The sequence below is a fragment of the Achromobacter sp. Marseille-Q4954 genome (genome assembly GCF_943737025.1).
GTDB classification, from domain to species: domain Bacteria; phylum Pseudomonadota; class Gammaproteobacteria; order Burkholderiales; family Burkholderiaceae_B; genus Achromobacter; species Achromobacter bronchisepticus_A.
The window spans coordinates 217378-228915 of the sequence record NZ_CALSFQ010000001.1; the positions used below are offsets into that span (position 1 = coordinate 217378).

General features: G+C 64.4%; 10 protein-coding genes. 5 read left to right on the forward strand and 5 right to left on the reverse strand.

Annotated features, from left to right (window positions below):
• Nucleotides 1–604: 604 nt before the first annotated feature.
• Nucleotides 605–1045 carry a flagellar protein FlhE gene (locus tag NGK62_RS00950; RefSeq protein WP_251877117.1) on the forward strand — a complete coding sequence of 147 codons (441 nt, stop codon included), beginning with the start codon at nt 605–607 and terminating at the stop codon, nt 1043–1045.
• Between the two features lie 63 nt (nt 1046–1108).
• Here NGK62_RS00950 and NGK62_RS00955 read toward each other — a convergent pair whose 3' ends face one another.
• The gene (locus tag NGK62_RS00955; RefSeq protein ID WP_118932237.1) at nt 1109–1699 is read right to left on the reverse strand and encodes a hypothetical protein; all 591 of its coding nucleotides are present in this window, start codon (nt 1697–1699) and stop codon (nt 1109–1111) included.
• 124 nt (nt 1700–1823) lie between these two features.
• Between NGK62_RS00955 and NGK62_RS00960 the strand changes: the two genes are divergently transcribed.
• The 4 genes from NGK62_RS00960 to NGK62_RS00975 are packed head-to-tail and all read left to right on the forward strand — an operon-like array spanning nt 1824 to nt 6798.
• The gene (locus NGK62_RS00960; RefSeq protein ID WP_124260357.1) at nt 1824–3398 is read left to right on the forward strand and encodes a TolC family protein; all 1575 of its coding nucleotides are present in this window, start codon (nt 1824–1826) and stop codon (nt 3396–3398) included.
• Nucleotides 3399–3438: 40 nt separating this feature from the next.
• Nucleotides 3439–4905 carry an efflux RND transporter periplasmic adaptor subunit gene (locus tag NGK62_RS00965; protein WP_188084793.1) on the forward strand — a complete coding sequence of 489 codons (1467 nt, stop codon included), beginning with the start codon at nt 3439–3441 and terminating at the stop codon, nt 4903–4905.
• Between the two features lies 1 nt (nt 4906).
• Nucleotides 4907–5596: an ABC transporter ATP-binding protein gene (locus tag NGK62_RS00970; protein ID WP_118932234.1), complete on the forward strand. Its 690-nt coding sequence runs from the start codon at nt 4907–4909 to the stop codon at nt 5594–5596.
• Nucleotides 5584–6798 (forward strand): ABC transporter permease, encoded by a 1215-nt coding sequence (locus NGK62_RS00975; RefSeq protein WP_118932233.1) that lies wholly within the window; start codon nt 5584–5586, stop codon nt 6796–6798. Before NGK62_RS00970 ends, NGK62_RS00975 begins: the two co-directional genes overlap by 13 nt.
• A gap of 53 nt (nt 6799–6851) precedes the next feature.
• On the opposite strand, the gene NGK62_RS00980 is transcribed toward NGK62_RS00975, so the two are convergent.
• The 4 genes from NGK62_RS00980 to NGK62_RS00995 are packed head-to-tail and all read right to left on the reverse strand — an operon-like array spanning nt 6852 to nt 11536.
• Complete coding sequence (locus tag NGK62_RS00980; RefSeq protein WP_251877119.1) at nt 6852–7835, reverse strand: ABC transporter ATP-binding protein; 984 nt, start codon at nt 7833–7835, stop codon at nt 6852–6854.
• Nucleotides 7825–8859: an ABC transporter ATP-binding protein gene (locus NGK62_RS00985; protein ID WP_251877121.1), complete on the reverse strand. Its 1035-nt coding sequence runs from the start codon at nt 8857–8859 to the stop codon at nt 7825–7827. The genes NGK62_RS00980 and NGK62_RS00985 overlap by 11 nt, the downstream gene beginning before the upstream one ends.
• Nucleotides 8856–10343 (reverse strand): amidohydrolase family protein, encoded by a 1488-nt coding sequence (locus NGK62_RS00990; protein WP_251877123.1) that lies wholly within the window; start codon nt 10341–10343, stop codon nt 8856–8858. Before NGK62_RS00990 ends, NGK62_RS00985 begins: the two co-directional genes overlap by 4 nt.
• Complete coding sequence (locus NGK62_RS00995; RefSeq protein WP_118932230.1) at nt 10343–11536, reverse strand: amidohydrolase family protein; 1194 nt, start codon at nt 11534–11536, stop codon at nt 10343–10345. Before NGK62_RS00995 ends, NGK62_RS00990 begins: the two co-directional genes overlap by 1 nt.
• Nucleotides 11537–11538 lie beyond the last annotated feature (2 nt).

Consider the following 11538-nt stretch of genomic DNA (forward strand, 5'->3'; position numbering starts at 1 on the left):
CCCATCCGGCGGCGAAGTTGAAATGACGATTCTTGGCCAACTCCGTCTTGGCGCTTGAAGACCGAGATGCGCCGTCGCTGGTGGACAGGCTCACCAGTTCCAGCAGCTCGTCGACTCAGCGCCGCGCCTTGGCCGGAGTGGCCCTCAGACCCAGCCTCGTGATCGATTCGGCGACGATATTGGCCGCGTGGCACTGAGAGCGACGCCCCGTCCAACGCCTTCCAGGTCTGCTCGGACCAACGCGACAAAGTGCATTCCGGCCGGAGCTTGCGCTCTCAGTCGTCAGCTCGCGTAGCTGTCACCAAAGCTCTTTGCTAACTGGCGGGTCGTCGTGCCATTGGGCAGTAAGCAAAACTGTTCTGCAGAAAGCTCTGACGAAGCCCGTGTTAGCCGCTCTGAAACCCCGACTCACGGCGTCGCCGGTCATGCACCTAGTCTTTTTTGGAGATGTGCAGCTGATGTCTATCAGATAGCCTGCGTTCGCCATGTCATCTTTCGCACGAGAAAGAATTCACGAATTGACATGGCCGGGTTGCGGGAGAGATTCGTCCAGATCTGCTCACACCTGTTCCATCAACTCAGTATCAAGCACTGGAGTCGTCTTATGAGATTCAAGAAACGTGCTGCGCCAGCACTGCTGGCTGTCGCCTCCCTGACACTCGCGGCGTTCGCCCAGAACGCCATGGCCGCGGGCGCCTACTCGAGTTCCGCGGTCATGCCGACCATCTACAGCAAGAACCACTGGTACACCGTGGCACCGCCCGTGGTCGGGAGCCCTCCGAGCACTGCAACCATCACCACGGTGTACTACAGCTACGGCTATCGCTTTCCGCGCCCGACCGGCTTTCAAGTGCTGCTGTGCGACAACAACGGCACCAACTGCACTGACGTGACCTCCAGGGGCTCGGGCTCGGTCAGATTCAAAGGCAAAGGCGTCAAGGCCAACACGCCGGTCCGCTTCCATGCACGCGTCGGTGGCAATGGCACGATGTCACCCCTGATGGGTGATGGCACCGCCAACGTGTCGGTGATGTACGACGACTGATCCGGTAATCGGCGAGCGGGCAATGGGTCTCACCCCGGCTCGCCGTGAATGATGAATCTGCAACTACGCGGCCTTTCGGCCCGCCGGTGTGAGCCAGCCACTAGCCTCAAGGTAGTCTTCGGATTGCGAGTTCGTATGGTCAAAGAGCTTGGCAAGAATCTGAGCCGCAGGAGTACCCTTTGCCTTCTCGGAGTCGTATATCGCCTTGCGCTGCGCGTCGATCACGGCAGCCTCCTTGGAAAAATTCTCCTTGAAGGCTTCGTCGATGATGCGCCCGGAAGAGAGCTTATTCAGCGGCTCCCCCCCTCTTCCCGGTGCAAGCTGGTCGCGTATGTCGTACCAGATCGTGCTGGGTATGTTCACCATGTCATACGCGAACTGTTCAGCGTATTGCGGGTCGGAAGCTGCGGAATTCAACCACTTTTCCTGAATCGCCGTGCGGCCCTGCGTCGCGGCTCCCTCCTGGCTCGAGCGCTTTCGAGCCGCATCGGAAATGCCCACTTGTGTGGTCGAAGAATTGAATCCCTGAAAGAGTCCCTGAAACCCCGCCACGTCCACCGGCGTTGATTTCGTCGTAGTGGAACTCAGCTTCGAAAAGCCCACTCGATCTGCGCCTTGGAACGAAAGAACGCTAAAGCCAGACTGAATATTCATTCACATCTCCAATCAATACAGAAAGTGGCGAGCCTTGAAGTATTTTTTCCTAATCTTCTTGGCGCCTACGCCACGGAAAGCTACGTTGATAGAACAGCGTCTTAACTTATCGCCTGATGCTAGATTGAAGGATCGCGAGCCTTTAGTCCAAAAAGCGAGCGAAAAATGGGACTTTTCTGACTTTTTCCATCCTACGCACACGCGTTCTCAGAGCAAGCCACTGAACCCTCGGCGTTACCTCACGGCCGCGCTGACCGGATTGCTTCTTTTGACGTGCGACGCCGCGTTCGGTGCGGATGTTCTTTATTCCGAGTACCAAGCCAAACAGCGGCAAAGTGCGTTCGCGTTTCCGCTGGAAGAAGCCATCGCGCTGGCGGTGAGGGACAACAGGTTGGTGAAAAGCGCCTACGTCCAGCGCATCAGCCAGAAATTCGACCTCTACGTCAGCGAAGGGAAGTTCTACCCGAAACTGCTGCTCACCACGTCCGCATTGACGAGCAAAGTCAACGGTACCTCCAGCAACGCGAAAGACCTGAACACCAACGCATCGCTCACCTTGCCGACCGGGGCGACCGTATCTATCGCCAATGTCCAGGGCAGGAGCACCGCGGGCACACCTTCGTCTACATCGGTCACGCTGAGCCAGCCCCTGCTGAAAAACGCAGGAATCGATGCGAACACGGCATCAGTCCGCATCGCGCGCCTCGATGATGAAATCAGCCGACTAGCACTCAAGGCAACGCTCTCCCAAACCGTCGCGCAGGTGATCTACGCCTACCGCGAGCTCCTGCGCGCCCAGGAACAGAAGGTGATCGCCGAAGCAGCCCTGGCACGCAACAAAGACCTGTACGAGGTCAACCGCGCGCTGATTGCGGCAGGACGCATGGCCAAGGTGGAGATCCTGCAAACGCAGGCCGAAGTCGCGAATCGAGAAGTAGCGCTGGAAGAAGCGGAGAACCAGATCGACACGGCCCGGCTGGCCCTTGTAGCGTTGCTTGCTCTGGAGCCGCGCACACCTCTATACGCGACCGCTCCAACCAGCGTGGACTGGCGTCCTACCGACCCGACGCGCGCCCTGGAAACGGCGCTCACGCTTCAGCCCGACTACCTCTCCATGAAAATCCTGGTCGAACGGGCCAAGATCAGTCTGGACTATGCCAAGAACCAGCAGCTGTGGGATTTGTCGCTGGTGGCCACCAGAACCCAGGCCCGGAGCAGCGGCGCGTCGTTGGGAGCCATGGACATTCAGGCGTCCGGCGCCCGGACCGACGGCAGCTACGCGGGCCTGCAGCTCACCATCCCCTTAGGGGACCGCTCCATCAAGCAATCCGAGGTGCGCGCCTCCGTGGATCTGCACACCCAAGAACTCAAGTTGCTTGAAACGCGTCAAACGGTGGAGCACCGCATCCGCGATGCCACGCGCAATGTCCAAACCCGATGGCGCCAGCTGGAACTCTCGATCAAGGCCCGCAACTTGTCCCGGCAGAAGCTTGAGGCGGAGAAGGAAAAGCTACAGGTCGGCCAATCGTCGAACTTCCAGGTGCTGTCCTTCGAGAACGACCTGCGCAATGCCGAGAGCGCCCGCCTCAATGCGCAGATCACGTACCTGAACACGCTCACCGAACTGGACGAACGCATGGGCAAGACCCTCGACGTCTGGAGCATCCCCATCATCCAGACCAATGGTTATGAGAACTGAAGAGTCCATGCCGTCAGCCCGGCAGGTCGGCCTCGTAGTCGTGAGCGCCGTCGGCATCATCGAATCACTCAACACCGAGGCGGAGGTGCTTCTGCGGCTACCGAGTGTATCGCTCATCGGCCAGCCGGCCGTTACGGCATTGCTCGATATCGCTGACGAAACGTCCGCGAGCACGTTGATCTCACGGTTCGGCACACCGCCGCGCGGCGGCAGTGCTCGAGAAAGACACCATCACGCCACACGGCTGTACGTGCAATGCGAACGGCTTCCCGGCCCCGAAGCTGATGGCCGTTGGTTGATTCTGCTCGATACCCCGCTCCCCTCGGTCGCACCCGCAGCCGCAGCGCGGCGCGCGGGGCGCACCAAAATTCCCAGGCTGGCCGCCGGTAGCTCGGCGGCCCTCTTAGTCGCTGTGCTGCTTGGGAAAACGTTTGGCCCCGGCGCGGCTCCGCCGACGGCCTCATCTGGAGCGAGTGCAGCCGCGTCGGCTTCGATGACGCCAATCATGGCACCCACCACCCCGGCCTACATTTCCGTCATCGGCACCATCGAGGCCAACGAAACGCTCGGCGTTTCGGCCCCTTTCGATGGCGTCATCAAAGAAAGGCACTTCTCGTTCGACACGGAAGTCAAGCAAGATCAGTTGCTGCTGATACTGGACCCAAACGACTTGAACCAACGCGTCCAAGAAGCCAGGGTGACGATGCTCAAGGCCGCCAAGACCATGCAGGAACTTGAGCGCTGGGACAGAGGCGCCGAAGTCTCGCGGGCGAGACGCACGTTCGAGGTGGCCCGCCAGCAGGTCGAGCAAACTGAGCGCAAAGTGCGGGAAACCGACGGGCTGGTCAAGAAGGGCATTCTCGCCCGGAACGAGTACGACATCGTGGCGGAACAGCTCAACGGTTTCAAGGCCCAGTTGGCGGCGGCAGCGGATGACCTGAAAGCCACCCAGGACAAAGCCGACAAGAGCAACCTGGAGATCGCCAAAATCGAGTATGAGCAGGCCAGGGCGAAGCACGAGGACTTGGCCAGGAGCGCGCTGCTGGCACGCATCGCCGCGCCGCGTGCCGGCATTCTGTCGAAGGCGCCAGCATCCTCTGGACAAGCGCCGGCAACACTTGATGCGGGAAGCCGGATCACGAAGGGTCAGCTGCTGTTCAACGTCGCGCTTACCGGCAAGCTGCGCGTGTCGGCCCGGGTCGACGAAGCGGACGTCGTCGGCCTCGCCACAGGCATGCCTGTGGAAGTGTGGATCGATTCACAGGAGATCGCCCCCCTCCTAGGAAACCTTGCCAGTATCTCGGCACAGGCCATCCAAAGCGGCAACGGCGTCCGCAGCGCCCTGTTCGACGTGAGCGTCGATCTGCCGGCATTGAGCAAGGAGCAGCGCAGGAGGCTGCGCGTCGGAATGTCCTGCAACCTTCGCATAAAAACCCGGGGCGCCGCGAATCCCGAGCCAGGCGGCCCAGCGCGTATCGGCAGGTCGCCTGTGCAGACAAGAAACTGAAATGCTGAAACTGGACCGGATCAGCAAGGCCTACCACAATGGCAGCGGTGCAGTGCCTGTGCTGCAAGACGTATGCCTCGAGGTCGGCGCTGGCGAAATGTGCGCCATCGTCGGAGCATCGGGGTCGGGCAAGAGCACGTTGCTCAACATCATGGGGTTGCTCGACGCGCCGGATAGCGGCGCCGTGCTCTACCGGGGCAAGCCCGTGCACGATGCGGACTTGAAGACGCGAGCTGACCTGCGCAATCGCCACATCGGATTCGTATTCCAAGCCTTCAATCTGCTGCCGCGCATGAGCGCACTCGACAACGTCGGCCTTCCCCTGCTCTACCGCGGCATCGGCAAGTCCGAGCGCCGCCGACGGGCGCAGCGCTGGCTGGAGCGCGTCGGGTTGGCCGATCGCGCAGAGTACCTGCCGGACTCGCTATCCGGCGGACAGAAGCAGCGAGTCGCCATCGCGCGGGCCCTAGTCGGAGCGCCACAGCTCGTGCTCGCCGATGAACCCACCGGCAACCTTGATCCGAAGGCGGCGCAGGACATTCTCAGCCTACTCGGCGAACTGAGCCGGGAATCCGGCGTCGCCGTCGTCATCGTGACCCACGACCCAGCCATCAGCGTCAAGTGTCAGCGGGAAATCGCCGTCAGTCACGGGCGGGCCTTCGTTCGCGAGAGTGCGCCATGGCGTGGATGAATCTCCCGCGCGCGACCGGCTCCTTGCGCGCCATTGTCGAGGATGCCATCGACAATATGGTCGCGGTTCGGCAGCGCACCCTTCTGTCCCTGGTCGGCATAGCCATCGGCGCTGCGGCCGTCGTGGCGCTCTTGAACATCGGAGAGAACACCTCGGACGAGGCTGCGCGCCAATTTAAGTCGATGGGGACGGACCTCATCATCGTTCAGGACAGCCCCGCCCTCGGCGGACAGCGCAAAGCCCCCCCACTCAGGAGCGAAGACGCGCAAGAAATGGCAAACAGTATCGCTGGGGTTTCCCTGGCCGCTCCGCTATCGACGACGCCAGTCAAGACCGGCACAGGAGGAAAGTTGCTCGACGCGACGGCCATTGGCACCACGGAACACCTGATGACCGCAGCTCGGCTGGAACTCGCCCGCGGCCGATTCATTTCCCACCGGGATGGATTGAACACCGTGGTGGTGGTCGGAGGGAATCTGGCTACACAACTCGTCGGCGGCGGCACAGAGCTGGCGCTGGGCGATGAGATCCGCATGGACAACTACCGCTATACGGTCGTGGGAGTCCTGCTTAGTGCGCCACGCAACCCACTACTGCCGTTCGATCTCGACAACGCCCTGATTCTGCCGATCAAGGCGGATCGCCGCGCGAACTCCGCGACCGGAGCGCTATCCAACATCCTGCTTCGCGTTGCCGAGGGCCACGACCCTCTGCATGCGCTCACCGAGGTCTCCTCGTTTCTTCAGCGCAAGGGCAGCAACGCCCAGGCGCAGGGAGCGCTGCTGCTGCTCGACGGCATGCGGCAGCAAGGGCAGATGTTCAAATGGATGTTGGGTGGAGTGGCCTGCATCTCGCTGCTTGTTGGCGGCATTGGCATCATGAACGTCATGCTGGCCGGTATCGCCGAACGACGCCGCGAGATCGGGCTGCGCATGGCCATCGGCGCCGACCAGTGGGGCATCATGACAATGATCGTCACGGAGGCGGTCAGCCTCTCGTTCGTGGGAGGCGGAGCAGGCACCCTGCTCGGCATGCTCGCCTCCGTGCTCTACGCGTGGTTCACGGGCTGGGAGCCGACGCTATCGGCTCTGGCGGCACTACTCGGGTTCGGCATGTCGCTTTTGACCGGATTGTTCTTCGGTATCTATCCCGCCTTTGTAGCCTCGAAATTGAGTCCGATTGAAGCGCTCAGATCCGACTGAAACCGGCTCATCCACGGCGCGGTTGGCGCCCTAGGAGCCGATCCTCGACAAGATCACGCGGCGCGCACTGCATCCCAAGCCACCGCATGACACCGCAACTGCCGCCCGCCGACCCCGACAACCGCCGGCGCCTCCACCTTGCACTGCTCCCGCGCCATCGGACACCGTGGATGAAACGTACACCCTGACGGCGGCAATATAGGATTCGGCACCTCGCCCCCCATCGGCTCCCGATCCCGCCGCGGATCATCCAGATCCGGAATCGTATCCAGCAGCATCCGCGTGTACGGATGCTGTGGCGAATCAAACAGCTGATCCGCAGGCGCCTGCTCCACGATGCGGCCCAGGTACATCACCGCCACGCTGTCGGACACATGCCGCACCACCGACAGGTTGTGGCTGATGAACACGTACGTCAGCCCGAACTCCTTCTGCAGATCGCCCATCAGGTTCAGGATCTGCGCCTGCACCGACACGTCCAGCGCCGAGGTCGGCTCGTCGCACACCAGGAATTCCGCCTCCGTCGCCAGCGCCCGCGCGATCGAGATGCGCTGCCGTTGGCCGCCGGAGAACTCGTGCGGGAAACGGCCGGCGTCGCTGGCGGACAGGCCCACCAGCTCCAGCAGCTCGTCGACCCTGCGCCGCGTCTCGGCGGGCGTGGCCCGCAAGCCCAGCGTCGTGATTGGTTCGGCCACGATATTGCCCACCCGCCAGCGCGGATTCAGGCTGGCATACGGATCCTGGAAGATCATCTGCGGATGCAGCACGCCGCCCTTGCGGTTGCGCCCGTAGCGCAGCGTTCCGTGCGTCGGCGCCACCAGCCCCACCAGCAACTTCGCCAGCGTGGACTTGCCGCAGCCCGATTCGCCCACGATGCTCAACGTCGTGCCCCGCGGCACGGATAACGACACGCCGTCCACCGCCTTCAAGGTCTGTTCGGGCTGGCGCGACAACGTGCGTTCCAGCCAGGGCGGCGACACGTCGAACCAACAGGCCAGGTCTTCGGCCCGCAACAACACATCATCGTTATGCGGCATGGGCGACTCCTCCTTGATGCAGCCAGCAGGCGCTGACGGTGGCGCCGGCCGGGGACGCCGCCAGCGGCGGGCGCTGCTGACTGCAGCGCGGCCCCGCCATCGCACAGCGCGGGTGGAAAGCACAGCCGTCGGGCATGGCGTGCAGGCGCGGCATGGCGCCGTCAATCTGGTTCAGCCGGGCCGCGCGCTGGCGCAGGCCGGGAATCGCATTCATCAGGCCTTGCGTGTAGGGGTGGCCTGGCCGGCGCAGCACGTCCAGCACCGGTCCGATCTCGACGATGCGGCCCGCGTACATCACCGCCACGCGGTCGGCGGTCTCGGCGATCACGCCCATGTCGTGCGTCACCAGCAGCACCGAGGTGCCCTGCTCGCGGCACAGGCGGCGCAACAGCGCCGTGATCTGCGCCTGCACCGATACGTCCAGCGCCGTGGTGGGTTCATCGGCGATGATGAGCGCCGGCCGCGCCGCCAGGGCCAGCGCGATCACCACGCGCTGGCGCATGCCGCCGGAGAACTGGTGCGGATAGTGGTCAATGCGCTTGTCCGCCGCCGGAATGCCCACGGCCAGCAGCAGCTCCAGCGCCCGCTGGCGCGCCGCCTGAGCGCTCACCTTGTCATGATGGCGGATTGTCTCGACCAGCTGGTCGCCCACCGTGAACAGCGGATGCAGGCTGGTCAGCGGATCCTGGAAGATCGCGCCGATTTCCTTGCCGCGCAAGCGTTGGCGCGCCTTGGGCGGCAGGGTGTCGATGCGCCTGCCCGCCAGATGGATCTCGCCGCCGCCCAGCCGTCCGGGCGGCTCCAGCAAGCCGATCACCGCCATGCCGGTCAGCGACTTGCCGGCGCCGGATTCGCCGACCATGCCCAGGATCTCGCCGGGCTGGATATCGAAGCTGATGTCGCGCGTGGCGACCAGGACGCCGTGGCGCGTGGGGAATTCGACCGACAGGCCGCGCACGGACAGGGTCGGCGCGACGTTGGCCGCGGCCGGCGGCTGCGTGGTGTTGGGAACGATGGCCATCATGACGGACTCCTTGCGGGACGCGGATAGCTGGAGGAGAAAATCTGCTCGGCCGGCGGATGGCCCCAGGTGCGGTCGGGGTAGCGGGCCACCAGCCCGTCGAACTGCGTCTGCGCCTGCTCTTGCGCCAGGCGCGCATCGAAACCGGGGATGCGCCCGTCCACCATCACGAAGCGGCCGTCGATCACCACCTGCGACACGTCGCGCCCGCTGCCGCTCACCATCAGCGTCTGGATGGGATCGATCAGTTGGCCGTTGCGGTCGTGCGAAAAATCGAACACCACGATGTCGGCCTTGGCGCCCACGGCCAGCCGGCCCAGGTCCGGGCGGCCCAACGCGTCAGCCCCGCCCACCGTGGCCGCGTCGTAGTAGTCCTCGGAGCGGACCGCCTCGGCCGAGCCATCGGCCACGCGGCACAGCATCATGCCCACCTGCATGTTCAGCACCATGTCGGGCGGCCAGGTGTCCGTGCCCATGCCGATGTTCACGCCCAGCTTGCGGTAGCGCGCGAACGATTCCAGCGTGGCGCCGTGGCGTCCCGATACCAACGGGCAATGCACGATGCTGGCGCCGGCGTCGCGGATGATTTCCAGGTCGCGCCCGGGCCGCTCGATATGGCGCGAACCCGACACGTAGGTGCCGTGCGGCAGCAAGGCGCGCTCGGACAGGAAGTCCAGGCTTTGCAGCCATTCCGGCGGACTCATGCCGTGCTGCTCCAGCACCAGGTCGTACTCCAGGCGCGATTGGCAGCAATGCAGCCGGATCGGAATGTTCCGCTCGCGCGCCGCGGCGGCCGAAGCGCGCAACAGCGCAGGCGTGCAGGTTTCGATGCGGTCGGGCGACAGCATGGCGCGCACCCGGCCGTTGTGGCGGCCTTCGATCTCGTCGCAGAAAGCCAGGGCCTCGGCCAGCCCCGCCATGCCGCGCGCCTCGTCGTAGTGGCAGCGGATCTTGCCCGCAGCGTCCACATAGGTGTGGCCGCTTCGATAGGCCGGCCCCAGGTAGACGCGCAGACCCAGTTCGCCGGCCGCGTTGGCCGCCGACAGGAATTCGTCGCGGGTCTCGCCCCACACCCGGTAAAACAGCGACGCGATCGGCAGCGCCGTCGTGATGCCGTTGCGTATCAGCTGGGCGAAAGCGTAGCGCTTCTGGAACGCCAGCTCGGAGGCCGTGTACATCTCGTACGGCCCGCGCTTCATGTAGCTCTCGGGCCAGATGCGGCCCTTCTTCCAGGCGGGCGAATTGTCGAAGCCCAGGATGGTCGTGTCCAGGTCGGACAGCGCGTCCAGGTCCACGAAGCCCGGGCCGATCACCGCCCGGCCGTAATCGCGGCGCTGCGCGACCTGCCCCGGATAGCGGTGGCCGACGTAGACGATGCGGTCGCCCTCGAACACCACCTCGCCGTTCTCGTACAGGCAATGGCGGCCATTCTCGTGGCCCACCACCCAACGGGCGGTCAGCAGGATGGGACCTTGCGGCGCGCTCATCACGGCGCCTCCGCCAGCGCCCGGCCGTCGCGCGCGACCACGCGCCCGCCCTTGACGACCAGCTTGCGCGGCGGGCGCGAGACGATGGCTTCGGCCACCGTCTCGGCGTCCACCAGCACGAAGTCGGCGTGGCAGCCTGGCGCCAGGCCGTAGTCGGACAAGCCCATGACCTGCGCATTACCGTAGGTGGCCACGTGCAGCGCCAGATCCAGTTCGTCGTCGCGGCGGAAGTTGTTGCGCAGGCCCACCAGCATGGTCCGCTCCAGCATGTCGGGCTTGCCGTAGGGGCCCCAGGTGTCGCGCATGCCGTCGTTGCCGGTACAGACCGTGACGCCGGCCGCGTGCAGCTTCGCCACGTTGGGCACCGGCCGCGAGGCCGAGCCCGTGGTCATGATGTGCACGCCGGCCTTCAGCAAGCCTTCGGTCAATGCCTGCACTGCGTAAGTGTCGGGCATGCCCAGGCAGAATGAATGCGACAAGGTGACCTTGCCCTGCATGCCCAGCGCCAGCACCCGGTCTATGGTCATCTGCATCGAGAACGCGCCGAGTTCGCCCGCTTCGTGCAGATGGATGTCGATGGGCTTGCCGTGCCGTTGGGCCAGCCCGAAGATGGCGTCCAGATGGCCCTTGGGATCGCGGTCCATGCCGGCCGGATCCAGCCCGCCCACGACTTCCGCACCCATGCGCAGGGCCTCGTCCATCAGTTCCAGCGTGCCGGGACGGATCAGCAGCCCGCTCTGCGGGAAGGCGACGATCTCCACGTCGATCTGGTCGCGGTACTGCTCGCGCGCGCGCATCACGCCTTCGATCGCTGCCAGACCGATGTCCGTGTCCACATCCACATGGCTGCGGATATGGCTGGTGCCGTCGCCGATCGACATCACCAGCTGGCGCGCCGACTGGCGGTACGGATCGATGCCCAGGCGCTTCTTCTCGGCGCGCTCGTTCTCGATCTTGTCGATCAGGCGCGGGCCGACTTCATTGCGATACCAGGGCATGCCGTACATGGTCTTGTCCAGGTGCGCGTGGGCGTCGATCAGGCCCGGCAGCATCAGCGCGCCGCCCCCCTCCACCACCGGCACGCCGGCAGGGGCCGGTCCGCCCAGCGCCTGGATGCGGCCGTCGCGCACCAGCACAGAAGTCATCTCGCCGCCTGCCGGGCGGACTTGGGTATACAGCGTTGCGTTTTCCATCG

Coding starts and splice junctions, on each gene's coding strand:
- NGK62_RS00950 (WP_251877117.1), top strand. CDS start 605: ATGAGATTCAAGAAACGTGCTGCGCCAGCACTGCTGGCTGTCGCCTCC.
- NGK62_RS00955 (WP_118932237.1), bottom strand. CDS start 1,699: ATGAATATTCAGTCTGGCTTTAGCGTTCTTTCGTTCCAAGGCGCAGAT.
- NGK62_RS00970 (WP_118932234.1), top strand. CDS start 4,907: ATGCTGAAACTGGACCGGATCAGCAAGGCCTACCACAATGGCAGCGGT.
- NGK62_RS00975 (WP_118932233.1), top strand. CDS start 5,584: ATGGCGTGGATGAATCTCCCGCGCGCGACCGGCTCCTTGCGCGCCATT.
- NGK62_RS00980 (WP_251877119.1), bottom strand. CDS start 7,835: ATGCCGCATAACGATGATGTGTTGTTGCGGGCCGAAGACCTGGCCTGT.
- NGK62_RS00985 (WP_251877121.1), bottom strand. CDS start 8,859: ATGATGGCCATCGTTCCCAACACCACGCAGCCGCCGGCCGCGGCCAAC.
- NGK62_RS00990 (WP_251877123.1), bottom strand. CDS start 10,343: ATGAGCGCGCCGCAAGGTCCCATCCTGCTGACCGCCCGTTGGGTGGTG.
- NGK62_RS00995 (WP_118932230.1), bottom strand. CDS start 11,536: ATGGAAAACGCAACGCTGTATACCCAAGTCCGCCCGGCAGGCGGCGAG.